General features: G+C 54.9%; 15 protein-coding genes. 4 read left to right on the top strand and 11 right to left on the bottom strand.

Features of this window, described 5'->3' with window-relative positions:
* Positions 1-27: 27 nt before the first annotated feature.
* The 5 genes from AUQ42_RS01675 to AUQ42_RS01655 all read right to left on the bottom strand — a co-directional run bounded on the left by AUQ42_RS01675 (position 28) and on the right by AUQ42_RS01655 (position 5,124).
* Positions 28-1,230, bottom strand: coding sequence for a mandelate racemase/muconate lactonizing enzyme family protein (locus AUQ42_RS01675; protein ID WP_068517224.1), 1,203 nt, complete (start codon positions 1,228-1,230; stop codon positions 28-30).
* A 75-nt stretch (positions 1,231-1,305) separates the two neighbouring features.
* Positions 1,306-2,613: a TRAP transporter large permease subunit gene (locus AUQ42_RS01670; RefSeq protein ID WP_068517223.1), complete on the bottom strand. Its 1,308-nt coding sequence runs from the start codon at positions 2,611-2,613 to the stop codon at positions 1,306-1,308.
* 85 nt (positions 2,614-2,698) lie between these two features.
* Positions 2,699-3,292: a TRAP transporter small permease subunit gene (locus tag AUQ42_RS01665; protein ID WP_082817669.1), complete on the bottom strand. Its 594-nt coding sequence runs from the start codon at positions 3,290-3,292 to the stop codon at positions 2,699-2,701.
* Between the two features lie 194 nt (positions 3,293-3,486).
* Positions 3,487-4,515: a TRAP transporter substrate-binding protein gene (locus tag AUQ42_RS01660; protein WP_068517222.1), complete on the bottom strand. Its 1,029-nt coding sequence runs from the start codon at positions 4,513-4,515 to the stop codon at positions 3,487-3,489.
* Between the two features lie 45 nt (positions 4,516-4,560).
* On the bottom strand, positions 4,561-5,124 hold the full coding sequence (locus AUQ42_RS01655) for a gluconokinase (RefSeq protein ID WP_068517221.1): 564 nt from the start codon (positions 5,122-5,124) through the stop codon (positions 4,561-4,563).
* Between the two features lie 171 nt (positions 5,125-5,295).
* Here AUQ42_RS01655 and AUQ42_RS01650 point away from each other — a divergent pair, with 171 nt between their 5' ends.
* On the top strand, positions 5,296-6,321 hold the full coding sequence (locus AUQ42_RS01650; protein WP_068517220.1) for a LacI family DNA-binding transcriptional regulator: 1,026 nt from the start codon (positions 5,296-5,298) through the stop codon (positions 6,319-6,321).
* A 23-nt stretch (positions 6,322-6,344) separates the two neighbouring features.
* On the opposite strand, the gene AUQ42_RS01645 is transcribed toward AUQ42_RS01650, so the two are convergent.
* The 3 genes from AUQ42_RS01645 to AUQ42_RS01635 form a co-directional block, all read right to left on the bottom strand.
* Positions 6,345-6,917: a YigZ family protein gene (locus AUQ42_RS01645; protein ID WP_068517219.1), complete on the bottom strand. Its 573-nt coding sequence runs from the start codon at positions 6,915-6,917 to the stop codon at positions 6,345-6,347.
* Positions 6,918-6,969: 52 nt separating this feature from the next.
* Positions 6,970-7,614: a hypothetical protein gene (locus tag AUQ42_RS01640; protein ID WP_068517218.1), complete on the bottom strand. Its 645-nt coding sequence runs from the start codon at positions 7,612-7,614 to the stop codon at positions 6,970-6,972.
* A gap of 126 nt (positions 7,615-7,740) precedes the next feature.
* Entirely contained in the window at positions 7,741-8,484 is a 744-nt protein-coding gene (locus AUQ42_RS01635; protein ID WP_068517217.1) for a sulfite exporter TauE/SafE family protein, read from the bottom strand.
* A 421-nt stretch (positions 8,485-8,905) separates the two neighbouring features.
* Here AUQ42_RS01635 and AUQ42_RS01630 point away from each other — a divergent pair, with 421 nt between their 5' ends.
* Both AUQ42_RS01630 and AUQ42_RS01620 read left to right on the top strand, forming a co-directional pair.
* Positions 8,906-10,291, top strand: coding sequence for a class II 3-deoxy-7-phosphoheptulonate synthase (locus AUQ42_RS01630; protein ID WP_068517216.1), 1,386 nt, complete (start codon positions 8,906-8,908; stop codon positions 10,289-10,291).
* A 392-nt stretch (positions 10,292-10,683) separates the two neighbouring features.
* Positions 10,684-11,169 (top strand): hypothetical protein, encoded by a 486-nt coding sequence (locus AUQ42_RS01620; RefSeq protein ID WP_068517214.1) that lies wholly within the window; start codon positions 10,684-10,686, stop codon positions 11,167-11,169.
* Positions 11,170-11,298: 129 nt separating this feature from the next.
* Here AUQ42_RS01620 and AUQ42_RS01615 read toward each other — a convergent pair whose 3' ends face one another.
* The 3 genes from AUQ42_RS01615 to AUQ42_RS01605 are packed head-to-tail and all read right to left on the bottom strand — an operon-like array spanning position 11,299 to position 13,600.
* Complete coding sequence (locus AUQ42_RS01615; protein WP_068517213.1) at positions 11,299-11,874, bottom strand: hypothetical protein; 576 nt, start codon at positions 11,872-11,874, stop codon at positions 11,299-11,301.
* Between the two features lie 31 nt (positions 11,875-11,905).
* Positions 11,906-13,237: a M48 family metallopeptidase gene (locus AUQ42_RS01610; protein ID WP_068517212.1), complete on the bottom strand. Its 1,332-nt coding sequence runs from the start codon at positions 13,235-13,237 to the stop codon at positions 11,906-11,908.
* Between the two features lie 18 nt (positions 13,238-13,255).
* Positions 13,256-13,600 carry a YbjQ family protein gene (locus AUQ42_RS01605; protein ID WP_082817668.1) on the bottom strand — a complete coding sequence of 115 codons (345 nt, stop codon included), beginning with the start codon at positions 13,598-13,600 and terminating at the stop codon, positions 13,256-13,258.
* Between the two features lie 260 nt (positions 13,601-13,860).
* Here AUQ42_RS01605 and AUQ42_RS01600 point away from each other — a divergent pair, with 260 nt between their 5' ends.
* Complete coding sequence (locus AUQ42_RS01600) at positions 13,861-15,537, top strand: NAD+ synthase (RefSeq protein WP_068517211.1); 1,677 nt, start codon at positions 13,861-13,863, stop codon at positions 15,535-15,537.
* Positions 15,538-15,559: the final 22 nt, after the last annotated feature.

The raw sequence follows: 15,559 nt of genomic DNA, 5'->3' as shown, positions 1-15,559 counted from the left end.
TGTATGGCACCGCCTGTTTGCATTTGGTTATTCAGCAACCGATTTCCGTCGCGAAACCTTAAATGCCTTTTCAAGGTCCGGGTTCAGTTCTGTACCCAGTCCCGGTCCGTCGGGGATGGTGATCATGCCGTTTGTGACTTTGGGCAGGTTGGTTACCAGGTCGCGATACCAGGTGTTGTAGAACGCACGCACACTTTCCTGCACCAACGCATTGGGCGCATTAAGCGACAGATGGGTGGACGCGGTCAGAACAATCGGCCCGGTGCAATCATGCGGCGCGACCGGCAGGTGCCAGGCTTCGGCCATGGCGGCAATCTTGCGGGCCTCGGACAGGCCGCCGCACCAGCTTAGATCAAGCATCACAACCCCCGCAGCATCGGTTTCAAGCAAATCGCGAAATGCCCAGCGCGATCCGAGTGTTTCCGATGCGCAAATCGGGGCCGGTGAAACCTCGGCATAGCGTTTCAGACTTGAAAGGCTGTCCATGCGGATCGGGTCTTCGTGCCAAAACGTCTGATAGGGGGTGAGTGCCTTGGCGATTTGCTGGGCAGGGAGGAGCTGCCACATCGAATGGAATTCAACCATGATGTCGATCTTGTCGCCCACGGCCTTGCGGATTTTCTCGAACGGTTCGAGACAGGATTTCAAATCCGGCAGCGAGATATATTGCCCGCGGGTTTTTTCAGCCGCGATATCAAACGGCCAAATTTTCATCGCTGTAATGCCGTCTTCCAAAAGCGATTCTGCAAGTTCATCAGCCCGATACAGGAACCCGTTCAGATCGTCATAATCCTTGGCCGATTTGGCATTCAGATCATAGTTGGCCGTGGTCTGGCCCGTGGCCTTTTTAATGTATTCGGTGCCGGCGCACGTATTGTAAGTGCGGATTTCACGGCGTGAAAAGCCGCCCAGAAGCTGTGTGATTGGAAGGCTGGTGGCCTTGCCGAAAATATCCCAAAGCGCGATGTCAAAGGCCGAATTACCGCGTACTTCCGCACCGGATGATCGGAACCCGACATAGCCGACAAGATCCGCCGATAAAAGATCGATTTGCAACGGATCGCGTCCGATCACGCGCGGGGCGACATATTCATGCAAATAGGCCTCGACCGTTTCAGACATGAAGAATGTCTCGCCAAGGCCGGTAATGCCTTCGTCGGTATGGACCTGTACCCATAACAGATTGGGGCGTTCAGCAATGCGGACGGTTTCGATGGCGGTGATTTTCATCGGTGGTGACCTTTGATACGCAAATCATACGCAAAAGGCGGAGCCGCGCGGCTCCGCCCAAAGGGATCAGTCAGATTATCGCCCGGTAATGCCCGGGAAGATAATCAGAAGCGCAACCGCCAAAATCTGAAGACAGATAAAGGGCAGAAGGGCCTTGAAAATATCGCCCAGTGATATGTCGGGCGGGGCAACGGATTTAAGATAGAAGGCGGCCGGGCCAAAGGGCGGCGACAGGAAACTGACCTGCATGTTCATGGCAAACAGAACGCCAAACCAGACCGGATCAAAGCCAAGCTGTTTTACGATCGGCACAAAGATCGGCATGGTCAGAAGGGCGATGCCCACCCAATCGAGGAACATGCCCAGCACAAACAGGATCAGCATCATGAACAGGATGATCATGGTCGGATCATCGGAAATGCCGGTAATCAGGCCCGATACGAACTTGATCCCGCCCATCAGGTTGAACACCCCGACAAGGGCCGATGCACCGATCCCGATCCAGACAATCATGCCACAGGTCGAAAGCGTTTGAATGGCCGCGGCCTTAAGCATCGTAAGCGAGAATTCACGACGCAGGATCGTCGATACAATCACCCCGGCAACACCAACTGCCGATGCCTCGGTGACCGATGCGATCCCGCCATAGATTGATCCAAGAACACAGAAAACCACCAGAATGGGCAGGAAAAGCCCCTTAAGCAGGCGCATTTTTTCCGCATGGGGGATTTTTTCGGTTTGGGGCGGCGGCGCAACATTATCCCCGGTATAGGACCGGAACAGGACATAGGCGACGTAAAAGCCCGCCAGCATGAAGCCCGGCACAAAGGCCGATGTAAACAGATCGCCGATCGAAACATTGGCCGTCAGGCCGTAAATGATCAGAACGATCGAAGGCGGGACCATGGTGCCAAGCGACCCGCCCGCACATACCACACCGATCGCAAGGTTCTTGTCATAGCCCTGACGCAGCATCTGGGGCAGGGCAATCAGGCCCAGCAGCACAATTTCGCCGCCGATGATGCCGCTCATGGCGGCCAGAATGACCGCAACAAAGATCGTCTGAACCGCAACGCCACCGCGCAAACGCCCGCCAAAAAGCCGCATGGCATCAAACAGATCACGCGCAATCCCCGATCGGTCAAGGATCGCTGCCATCAGCACGAACATCGGGACCGAGACAAAGACAAAGGACGAAACGAATGAATAAACCCGGCTGGTGATCAGCGGAACGGCCATCGGGCCGAACCATCCCAGGGTAAAGATCAGGGCAATCAAAAGCGTAACAAAGGCCAGCGGCATGCCGGTGATAAGAAAACCAAGCAGCATGACGAACATGGCAAGTGTGCCGTATTCAATGCCAAGGGACTGTAAATCAAACATCAAGCCGGTTCCTGATTGCGCATTGTGGCGCGTCGAATGTCATATGAAAGCGATGGGGGATGTTGGCATTTGGCATGCGGTGGGCCTAACTTTTGGCATCCTTGCCGCCAAGGCCGCGCATGTAATTGATGGCCAGAATGACAAACTGAATGGTCAAAGCCACCATCACGATCAGCAGAAAGATTTTAAGAAGCGACGGAAAGGGCGGGTTCCAGGCCGATCCGCTGGTTTCAAGACGGATCGATCCGTCCGGGGCAAAGGCCGCACGTCCGACCATCAACCATGCCGCCCAGGCAAAGAAGCCCGATGCCACCGCGCAAATCACCGAAATGGCGATATCAAGTGCCCGGCGCATTTTCGGTCCGGCAATGTCATAAAGAATGACCACCCGGATGTGCTTGTTGCGTGACGCACAGAACAGGCCGCCAAACACAAATCCGATCCCGCACAGGAATGTCGTTGTTTCATGGGCCCAAAGTGTCGGACTGTCAAAAACATGGCGCATGATGATTTCAATGATCAGCACGCTCATCGAGGCCAGAAATCCGATGGCAAAGACGGTGCCGACCTTGTCGACCATCTTGCCATAAAGCCCGGATTCCGCCGGGACCGTCACGGTGTCCTCGTCGGCGATGGCCGCCGGGGTGGTCGGCGCGTTCTGTTCCGCGGGATGGGTCATTATCAGGTAATCCTTCGGGACGATATAGAAACAGCCTGCAATCTGACACGCGGGGGAGGCCGCACCGGTTCCGCCGTCTCGAACGGTACCGGTTGTCAGATTGCACCGGGCAGACCGGGTGGTCTGACACCGCAGGCTGTTGCAACCGGGGCAACAAGCATGGTGCTTGCCACCCCGATCAGGTTCGACAGGTCTTAGATCATGCCCTGCGAGGTCAGATATTCCATCAGGGTATCATAGACCTTTTTGGCATTTTCGGAACGTTCGGCAACTTTCGCCCACTGTTTGGTGGCAATGGCGCGGAACTTGTTGCGTTCTTCCTGCGACCAGTTGTGAATGGTGATGTCACCCTTGGCGCGGGCTTCTGCAACTGCCTTCATGTCCTTGGCGACCAGCTGGGAAACTTCATCCTGTGCAAGGTCGCGGACCGAAACGGTCAGGATTTCCTGAAGATCGGCCGGAAGACCATCCCATTTCGCCTTGTTCATCGAAACTTCGACCAGCGGCATGGAATGGAAGCCCGGATAGACCGGATGTTTGGCAATGTCGTGCAGACCCTGTGCCTGGTTGGTCGAGAACACGGTGTAATCGGCAGCCTCGATCACTTTTTTATCAAGGGAGGTAAAGACTTCCGAACCCGGAATATTGACCGGGGTGGCACCGGCAGCAGCAAAGACTTCGTTTACCATGCCTTCGGGCGCGCGCATTTTAAGGCCTTTAAGGTCGTCAACGCCATCAAGCGGAACGGCGGACACGAATGCTTCAAGACCCGGGGTGGTCGCACCGATGAAATGCAGGCCATAAGGTTCGACCAGTGAATTCATCAGTTCCTTGCCGCCGCCATATTCCATGAAGCGGAACATTTCCTGCGGGTCGGACCATGCGCCAACCGGGTTGGCAATCAGGCCGAATGCCGGATCCTTGCCCGAGAAATAGCTGGTATCGGTGATGTGACCGTCAAGAATGCCGGCCGCAATCGCGTCCTGGGTTTCGTTATGTTCAACAACCGATCCAACCGGCAGCATTTCGATGGAAATGCGACCACCGGTCAGGGTGCCAACGCGTTCTGCCCATTCCTGCTGAATGATGAAGTTCGGGTTGCCGGCCGGGTCACTGGACTGGAATTTGAAGCTGTAATCCTGGGCGTTTGCGGCAAACGGGGCGCTTACGCTCATGGTGATGGCAACGGCTGCGCCGGCCAATGTTTTCAAGGACATGTTCATTTGTTTTCTCCCTGGGTTGATTTTTATACGCGGTTCCGGTCGCCGTCAGGCTTCCGGGGTGGCGTAACGCTGCTTCAAACCCGAAACAGCGGTTTGGACGATTGCATCAAGCGGGCCTTCGATAGAAACAGCCAGCGGGTCTTCATCGGGGCCCGGCGGTTCAAGATCGTGAAGCTGACTGTCAAGAAGTTGTGACGGCATGAAGTGATCAGCGCGGCTGTTCATGCGGTCGAAAATCAATTGGCGCGGACCATTGAGAAACACAAAACTGACATGGCCCAAACGGCTGCGAATGAAATCGCGATACCGGCGCTTAAGGGCCGAACAGGCAATGAAAACCGTGCCGGGAAACGGGGTGCCGAGCGGGGTGGTCGGATCGGTGGTTTCTCCAACAGTCTGTGCCGCAGCACAGACCGCATCCAGCCATGGCCAGCGCATTTCATCATTCAGCGGCAGGCCGCGACTCATATGCGCGACATTTTCTTTGGGATGATGATCGTCGGCATCAAGCCACGCATTTTCCGTGATGCTGGCCAGGCGTCGCGCGACTTCGGTTTTGCCCGATCCGCACACGCCCATGACGACGACATATTTGGTCTGCCGGTTCATGAAATTGATGGTCTCACTGGTTTTCAGGGCGGGTTTTACACTTGGACAGCCCTGTCGTGTTATGATGTTAGCGCTAACATAATGTTAGCGCTAACATTGAGTCAACTGCCGAATTTCGTGCCAATCACAAGGCGCTTGTCGGCAGCCAAAAGACGTAATAAATGTAAGGGTATGAGGAAACGCAAAGGGGCCGGGCGGCCGACAATTGCTGATGTTGCCGAGAAGGCCGGTGTCAGCACAATCACAGTCTCACGCGCATTGCGTGATCCCTCAAAGGTGTCTGATCACCTGCGCAGGAAGATCAATAATGCGGTGAGAAAGCTCAATTACGTGCCGCATTCCCATGCCAGCGCATTGGCCTCGACTCGTTCCAATATTGTCGGGGTGATCGTGCCGTCGCTCACCAACAACGTCTTCGCCGATACCTTGCGTGCGATTTATGACGAACTGGATCAGGGGCCGTTTCAGGTCCAGCTGGGCAATTCGCGTTACGTCGCCAAGGACGAGGAACGCCTTGTGCGGACCTTCCTGGGGCAGGGGCCGTCGGCAATGATCATTGCCGGCACCGATCAGACCGATGCCACCCGCGAACTTTTGCAAAATGCCGAATGTCCGGTGGTTCAGATCATGGAAGTCGGCGATGACCCGATTGATATGATGGTCGGGTTCTCGCATTTCGAAGGTGGCAAGGCTGCCGGTACCCATCTTATGCAAAAGGGATACAAGCGCATCGGTTTCCTTGGTGCGCGAATGGATCCCCGGTCGCATCGCCGTCTTGAAGGCTTCAAGGATGCCCTGCGGATTGGCGGGCGCTATGACCCGGATCTGATCATGACCACCACGGTTTCATCAAGTGTGTCGCTTGGTGCGGAACTGATCGGGCAATTGCGGGCACGCCGGTCCGATCTTGATGCGGTATTTTGCAACAATGATGATCTGGCACTCGGGGCATTGTTTGGCTGTCAGAAGGCCGGCATTTCCGTGCCTGATGACATGGGCATCATCGGGTTTAACGACCTTGAAATGATGGCGGCAAGTCACCCGTCCCTGACCTCGATCCGAACCGACCGCTATGCCATTGGCAAACGTGCGGTCGAAATGATCAAGGCCGAACTTGACGGCGAAGTACCCGAACAAAAGATCGTCGATCTCGGGTTTGAGCTTCAGCAACGCGAAAGCACGTCACGCCAGAAATAACGCTGGCCTGATTTGTCACGGGCCTATTCGGCTTCGGGTAACGGGAAACGTTTGGCAAGGTCGCCAAGCATCTCGCGCGGTCCGGCAATTTTGATGCGCGTGCCTTGGGTGTCAAACTGCCGATCAAGGATGGTGATGCCATCCTGTGCGCAGGCCTGTTCAAGCGTGCCGGCATCGGAAAATCCGGCAAACAGATCCGCCTCGCCCTGCGGGACATAGTCAATGATTTCCGCAACGTCACACACCGCGTTGGCCGCCCCGCTATAGGCGCGAACCAGCCCGCCGGTGCCCAATTTTGTGCCGCCGAAATAGCGAGTAACGATCACCGCCACATTGATCAGATCACGCCCCTGAAGAACCTTGAGGCAAGGGATGCCCGATGTCCCCGACGGTTCGCCATCATCCTTGCCATGCTCGATCAGCTGATCTTCCTCATTAAGATAGCGATAGGCATTTACGTGATGGTTGGCCTTGGGATGAAGGGCGCGCAACGCGTCAATCCGCCCGGCCAGATCGTCGTGAAAAACGAGTTCGGCCAGAAAGCGTGATTTCTTTTCTTCGGTTTCGGCAAAAGCGGGGCGGGCGATGGTTTTCATTGAAGCGTTGATATCAAAATCCCTCAGCGATCGCCAGTCAGGATCGGTGTTGCTATTGGGTAGCGGAGATAAAGCTGACAGTCTGACCGAATTCTTCGAGCAGGACTGCGTTCCAGACGTCATCGATTGCCACGGAATGCTGTTTGCTTGCCGCCGAGAAATCCGGCTTTTCGGGGATCGGGCTGTTCCAGTTCATGGTTTGCGGATCGATGAATTCAAAGACGTGCTGCATTTCGCCATCGACATAGCGATAAAGTGTCGCGCGGGGTTGATAGAATACGCGCGCGTTCGGTTGGCCGATATGTTGTTTGATCTTGCGATGGCCAATGACGGTATAGAACAGCTTTCCTTCGATATTAAAGCCCTTCAACATTGCCAGAAAATCCGATGTGCCGCCCTCAATCCGTTCGCCTTCGTGGTAAAACGTCCAGCCGGTATTGGCAATGCTGCGCCCTTTCAGCGCGCGCATGCACAGCAGCTCGAAGATGTCATTTTCTTTGGTTGCCTTGGAAAGGTCGCTGGCTGACATGATGTTGCGGTTGCTGTCGCAGAACTGCAAGGCCTGTACATGCATGTGCTTCAAGTCGCGCAAAAACGCATCCATCGCCGTGATACTTTGGGCCTGTGCGGTTTGGTGGGCTGCGGTGGCAAGCCAAAGGGTCGCAGCCGCAATGGCGATCGTCAAAATGCGTGTCATCAAATCAGTTTCCGGGCTTTGCGCTGTGCGGGTGTGCTTCGGGATTACTGATCCACTATAAATTCCATGCGATTGATTGCACGCGCTTTTCTGCCACATCCCCCGTGCGGGGGATGTGTGATTGCCTTAGTTGGTCACGAATTTCGCAACAAGGATCACGCCAAAAATGATCAGCATGATCAGAACGACCTTGCGGAATGTTTCGGCATCCATGCGGTTGCGCACAGCACTGCCAAGTTTCGTTCCGATATAAACCGGAACCAGTCCGGCAAGCGATATCCAGATGGTTTCAAGCGTCATCAAGCCCATCCGGCTCAGGCCAAAGGCCATTACGATGCTTGAAAGACTGAACGAGATATTGATGGCCTGGATAAAGCGTTTGGGATCCAGGCGCATGGAAAGCAGAAAGGGCAGAACCGGCATCACCTGTGACCCGGTAATGCCATTGACCAGCCCGGTGGAAAAACCGGAAATCGGTGCCAGGCGGCGTGCAACCTTGTCCGAAATCGGCTTGCCATGGCGAAACAGCGTGATCGCCCCGTAATTCATCAGAACCAGCCCTAGAACCGCACCCGCCACAATGCTGTCGATCATCTCAAGGACGGCAAGCCCGATCAGAAGTCCCGGGATGGTCGCCAGAAACATCGGCCAGAACCGATTGACGGTTTCGCGAAAATGTCCGGCCTGAACCATAATGATTGAATTGCTGACAAGCGACGGGATGATGACAAGCGGCATGCCGGCCTTAAGACCCAGTCCAAGGGCCAGGATCGGCAGGGCCGATGTCGAAAACCCGAGACCCGTTGCGCCTTTTACAAAGGCGGCAACAAAATAGGCACAGGCAATAATGGCAATGGTTTCAATGGGCATGGAGGGTCCGGACAATGGTGTGACGCGTGCGCAGTGTGCCCGCATTTGCCAGACTGTGCAATTGATCAGCGTCGGTGGTCAGCGGAATCGGGTGGCGTAACTGGTTGGGATAACTCGTCCGGCGATTGCGCATGGGCGGATTCGCACCTAGTTGATTGCTATGACTGTTTGGTCAAGCCCGCCGCCATCCGGATAATCTGGCGGGAATGAGTGGAATTTTGCGTGTTTTTTGGGTGTGTTGGCAAAAAATTGCGGGTTTTTATCGTCCTTAAGTCTAGAAGGGGTGGAAATACGTGATCAAAACCCGTATCAAGTTTGGCCCGGTTCAATGACCGGACCACAGGGCGGAAATCCGCCGAAAAACCGGATTTGTGTTATAATGGCGGCATGATCAAGAACATGCCGGATTGAGAGGAAGCAAATGAGCAAGAGCTGGAGCATTGATAGCTGGCGCAACCTGCCGATCAAGCAGGTGCCGACTTATCCAGATGCACAGGCCCTCGAGGCCGTAGAGCAAGAGCTCGGCAGCTATCCTCCTTTGGTATTTGCTGGCGAAGCGCGCGCACTTAAAGAAAAGCTTGGTGAAGTCGCAGAAGGCAATGCCTTCCTGCTGCAGGGCGGCGACTGCGCCGAAAGCTTTAAGGAATTCCATCCGAACAACATTCGCGACACCTTCAAGGTCATGTTGCAGATGGCGGTTGTTCTGACCTTTGGTGCGTCCTGCCCGGTGGTCAAGGTCGGCCGGATGGCGGGCCAGTTTGCCAAGCCGCGTTCGGCCGATACCGAAACCATCAATGGCGTCGAACTGCCAAGCTATCGCGGTGACGTGGTCAACGGGATCGAGTTCACCGAAGAAGCCCGTATTCCCGACCCGCAGCGTCAAATTCGCGCCTATAACCAGTCGGCGGCGACGCTTAACCTGCTGCGTGCCTTTGCCCAGGGCGGTTTTGCCGATCTGACCAAAATCCATCGCTGGAACCTGTCATTCGTTGATGGCAGCCCGGCGGCCGAACGTTACAGCAAGCTGACCACCCAGATTGACGAGGCGGTCGCCTTCATGCAGGCCTGCGGCATTACCGCCGACAGTGCCCCGCAGTTGCGCGAGACCGATTTCTATACCTCGCACGAAGCATTGCTTCTGGGTTATGAGCAGGCCCTGACCCGTCAGGACAGCCTGACCGGCGAATATTATGACTGCTCGGCGCATATGCTGTGGATTGGCGATCGTACCCGTAACCTTGACGGGGCCCATGTTGAATTCATGCGCGGGGTTAAAAACCCGATTGGCATGAAATGCGGCCCGACCATGGATGAAGATGATCTGATCCGACTGATCGATCGTCTGAACCCGCAAAACGAAGCCGGTCGTCTGACCCTGATTGCCCGTATGGGGGCCGACAAGGTTGGTGATCATCTGCCGCGTCTGGTCAAACGTGTTAAGGCCGAAGGCCGCAAGGTTGTCTGGTCGTGCGATCCGATGCATGGCAACACGATCAAGGCCGCGAACGGTTACAAAACCCGTCCGTTTGATTCGATCCTGTCGGAAGTCAAAAACTTCTTTGATGTTCACAAGGCCGAAGGCACCCATGCCGGTGGTGTTCATTTCGAAATGACCGGAACGGACGTGACCGAATGCATCGGTGGCGCACGTGAAGTGACCGAAGACGCGCTTTCGGATCGTTACCACACCCATTGCGATCCGCGCCTTAATGGTGGCCAGGCGCTTGAGCTTGCCTTCCTGATGGCCGAAATGATCAAAAAAGAACGTGACAGCATCCGCGCAGAGCAGCTTGCGGCTTCTGCCTGATCTGATTTCGAATATTTCGACATGCGTGTCGATCAGCAAGGCGTCCGGGAAACCGGGCGCCTTGTTTTATAAGGGGCCCCGATGGCCAATAAGGACCGTGATCGACAAGAAACGAACATCGCAGCCGCATTGCTGCGGACGAATTTCTTGCGATTTTGGTGTGTTCGGGGTGATGATGGTTGGTGATGCAGGCAATTTCACAAAATTGAATCCCGTTTGGGCGCTGAATATCAGTATTTTGTGGGTTAAATTGCGTTACAGGAACGTTTCGTCGTGCAATCAAGGGGCCTGGCTGTAAAAAAACCTCTACCAAACGCCATGAAATATCCTTAAGTATAAAGAAATTCAGGGCAATCCTGCACAAGAACAAAATTCAAGAGGTCGCAACGCGGATGGTGGATGAAGCGGATTTCACCGAATGGCAACAGAAAGTAGAGGGAACAAATATTTCCTCGACCACGCTTTTGGCGACCGATTATCTCAATCATTTCAATGAGATCGTGATGCTTCTCGAAATGGTGCCGGACATGCCTGACATGATCGAGGATTGCAAGGAATGGGCACCGAAAAGCTATCAGGACCATTTCCGCGATAGCACCTTTTCCGACAAGGAACTGGCGATCGAGGCCTATGAACACGTGCCGCCGCGATTCCGTCAACCGTTTGAAGAAACGATCAATCACCTCAATACCATTGTTGCCCACGCGATAACCCAGCTTGAAGCCATCATTGCGGACGGGAACGAGGCATTGTTGCGCGAAACCGCGCATGCCATCACCGTATCACTGCAAAAATTCATGGATGTCGCCAGTGGCATTATTCACGGTTCGGCCAAAACCATGAGCCAGGATGAAATCGACGCCGCACTTGCGCTTTGAGCGGTCACTTTAGCGTGCCGTTTGGCGGGGCGTCAGGCGTCGTTAAGCCCGCTTTCCCGGATCCATCGAAAGAAAAAGCCGAGACAGTTTTGCCCCGGCTTTGTGTTGTTCGGATATGGCAGATGACGGTCAGTCCGTCATGTCTGCCAGTTCCCCGTCCAGACGTTCGATTTCCGATCTGAGCAACGGCAGGACGCCGTTGCGTGCCGTGGCAACGATTTCCCCCATATTCTTAAGGGCATTGCGGGCCATGCCATTGGCATTTTGCTGCATGAACATGATGGTCATCTGGGCGTCAATGTCGGAATAGAACCGGCGCACACCGGTAATGATTTGCGGATCGACCTCGAAAGTGCGGGGGGAATAGCGCATGGTTTCCCAGACCATATCATCAAGTTTGTGGCGTTCGCGCGGCGCAAGTTGCGGGGCGTGCCAGGTCATGGGGCCTTCCGGATATTCGGCAATCCAGGTTTCGACTTTTTCGATATTGTCGACAAATTCCGCTTCGAGCGATCGTTCAAGGTTATAGACATCCGATGTGCTTTGATAGCGGTCGAAATCGACGGCAATCTCAAAGCCGGCAAAGCTTGCCAGATACACACCCAGAACGGTTGATGCCAGAATGATGCACTGGGTCAGCCAGAATTCGGTATTGGGCTGGCCGCTGACGCTCAGAAAGCGGAACGGGGCGAAAAGTCCACGCATTGTTCAATATCCTGTGTCGGAAAGTTGTTGTTTATTGGAATTCCAAAGACTGGGCCGGGATTTCGTCAAACTTTTTAAGAAAGTTATCAAACCCGGTTTGCAGGTCGATCGTCTCGCCAATCGGAAGTCCCCGTTCACGGGCCATGTCATCAAGCCGGTTTACGCGGTCCATCGGGTGGGGATGTGTCGACAGATAGTCCATGACGCTGTGATCCCCCTGCATGGCGGCCAGTTTTTCAAAGGTCCGCGATACGCCGCCAACATGACCGTATTTTGCCATCAGGATCTTGATGCTCCAGTCATCGGCATCGAGTTCCTGACTGCGCGAATGATCCCGATCAGCCAGCAATTTCGGCCACCCGGCGACCCATGTTGTCAAAATCGCATCGGTCTGGAACATCATGGCGGACAAGGCGACACCGACAATTTCGCGTCCCAGTCCTTCAAGATGATCGCGGCCGTTATAGTGACCGATTTCATGACCAAGGATCGACAGAAGCTCGTTCTCGCTTTCGACCAGATCAAGCATCCCGCTATTGACCAGGATCAGGCCGCCGGGCAGGGCCGCGGCATTTGGCGACGAATCAGGAATGATCATGACATCAAAGTCATAATCGCGTGCCGGTCCAAGGGCCTCTTTGGGGACAGAATTGATCAGATCAACCAGATAGTTTTCAAACACATTGCGTTGGGAACCGACGCGATGGCCGTCAATGATTTCCGGTTCAAGTTCAGACCAGATCGCGACTTCGTCCTTTACCGAGATGCTGCTTGCTGCCCATTCGATGGCAAAGCCGCTTGCGGTATAAATCCCCCAGCAGATCAAAAGAAATGCCATGCTGGCCGATGCCAGTTCGGTCAACAGATTGCGGTGACTGATATTCACCCCGTCATCGGGCAGGGAGGCCGGTTTGCCACCCGTTGGACGATGATCGGTATAAAGGGCGGTGCCCGATGCGATCATTTCGATCATGCCGCGACTGATTTCGGCCGACTGGAACCGAAGCCCGATGATGTGGCTTGCCCCCTGGGCATTGATGCGCAGGCGCAGGACGGCTTCGCGTTTGGCACGGATAACGGCGGCCTCGTGGGCGGCAAGACGTCCGCCAACAAAAACGCGCAAGCGCGCCAGCAGATTGCGAAAACGGTCTTCGGCAATGACGACCTTGCCGGTCACCATGCGGGATTGCTGTATTGAAACTGTGTCGGGAACTGCATCCCCGGAATCAAGATATTGATGGGGCAACAATGCTTCGTCGCGCACAAGCGCGCGTTCATGTGCCCTGTCGGCCAGACGGCCGGTCAAATAGGCGATTCCGATCAGGATGGTCAGTGCAATTCCCGGAAGAAACAGGTCTTCCATGATAAATGCACCTGTTCCTTATTTCAGTCTTACGGCCGTGCCGTATGCAAAAATCTCGGCGGCTTTGTAGGCAACCTGGGATGTGGCGAAATGGACGTCAACGACAGCATCGGCATCCATTTTTTGTGCCTGGGCGACCAGACGGCTGGTGGCTTCGTGCTGGGCGTCTTCAAGAAGTCGGGTATAGGATCGGACTTCGCCGCCGAAAAGGTTTTTGAAAGTCGCGAAAATATCAAACAGGAAGCTGCGGCTGCGTACCGAACTGCCAAAAACGATACCAAGATTTTCGCTGATCTCCCGACCCGGGATATGGGAAATGGTTACCACCGCCATTTCGGCGGCAGAGGTGGGGCTGTTGGCCATTTTGTTTGCTCGTATCAATTGTTATGTTTTTTGCCGTGTGTTCACGGTCGGGTGAAATAGACCGGGCTGCTTGCGGAATTGCAAGTCATTATCAACATGAAAAAATCATGACAGATGCAGAAACAGACTGCGATCCCAGTCAATTAGCGGGATTTGAGGTACTGCAATTCTGCCATGCAGGAATGGCAATCTTGTTTGAAACATGGGATATTGCGTATTCCGCAATTGACACCGCGTAAGGCGGCTCCTATTCCAACATCATGACAAATATGCTTGCCATTGCGATTGCCCAGCTTAACCCGATTGTCGGCGATGTTGCCGGTAACCGGGACAAGGTTGTGGTTGCCTGGAAATCTGCGGCCGATCGGGGCGCTGATATTGTTTTGTATTCCGAATTGGTGCTGTCGGGTTATCCGCCGGAAGACCTGGTGATGAAGCCTGCTTTCATGCGTCACCTGCATGAAGCCGTCGCCAGCATTTGCGAACAGACAGCCAAACGCGAAAATGGTCCGGCATTGCTGTTGACCACGCCATGGGAAATTGACGGCATTCGTCATAACGCGGTTCTCCTGATTGATCAGGGCAAGATCGTTGATGTCCGCGCCAAGCAGGATCTGCCGAATTATGGCGTGTTTGACGAGAAACGCGTTTTCGCAGCCGGTCCGATGCCCGAACCGGTTTCGTTCAGGGGTGTGAAGCTTGGCGTTCCGATTTGCGAAGATGTCTGGACCCCCAATGTGGTCGGTCATCTTGCCAAAGCCGGGGCCGAGATTTTCCTGGTGCCCAACGGATCACCGTTCGAGGCAGACAAGGGCGATTTGCGCCGCAAACTGATCGAGGACCGCGTTTCGGAAACCGGCGCACCGATGATCTATTGCAACGAAGTTGGCGGTCAGGACGAGCTGGTCTTTGATGGCGGATCGTTCGGGCTTAATGGCGACGGGTCGCTTGCGGTTGCCCTGCCGGCCTTTGCCGAGGACGTTGTCGTGACCACATGGTCCAGGGATGATAACGGCAAATGGCGTTGTGGCGATGATGCGCCCAAGGCCGATTACCCGGTTGGCCTTGATGCGATCTATCAGACCCTTGTTCTGGGCTTGCGCGATTATGTGAATAAAAACCGGTTCCCCGGTGTCGTGATCGGTATGTCGGGCGGCATTGACAGTGCGCTTTCGGCCGCGGTTGCAGTTGATGCGCTGGGGTCGGATCGGGTACGGCTGGTGATGATGCCGTCGCCCTACACGTCGCGCGAAAGCCTGGAAGACGCGGAAATTTGTGCGGGGATGCTGAAAACCGGGATTGAAAGCATCAATATCGGTCCGGCCATGGCCGCGTTCGAACAGATGCTGGCCCCGGCCTTTGACGGGCGTGACGCCGACATCACCGAAGAAAACATTCAGGCCCGTTCGCGCGGAATCATCCTGATGGGGATTTCAAACAAGTTTGGCCACATGGTGCTGACCACCGGCAACAAGTCGGAAATGTCGGTTGGCTATGCCACGCTTTATGGCGACATGTGTGGTGGCTATTCGGTTCTGAAAGACCTTTATAAAACCACGGTGTTTGCCCTGTGCCACTGGCGCAACGAACATAAACCGGCCGGGGCACTTGGCCCGGATGGCATGGTGATCCCCGAACGGATCATTACCAAACCGCCATCCGCCGAATTGCGCCCGGATCAGAAAGACGAAGATAGTCTGCCGCCTTATGATGTTCTTGATGATATTCTTCATCAGATGATTGAAGGCGAGCGGTCAGTACGCGATATCGTGGATAGTGGTCACGACGAGGCCACAGTACGCCGGGTCTGGCGGTTGCTGGATCGGGCGGAATATAAGCGCCGTCAGGCACCGCCGGGGGTCAAGATCACCCCGCGCGCCTTTGGCCGTGACCGTCGCTATCCGATCACCAATGGCTTCACGAACCTTGTTACGTGATTCAAGTGAACTGAAAAGTTAG

The organism is Thalassospira sp. MCCC 1A02491 (genome assembly GCF_001613785.1).
Taxonomy (GTDB): Bacteria; Pseudomonadota; Alphaproteobacteria; order Rhodospirillales; family Thalassospiraceae; genus Thalassospira; species Thalassospira povalilytica.
The sequence above is the reverse complement of the archived record's forward strand: the minus strand, read 5'-3'. Positions and strand labels throughout refer to the sequence as shown.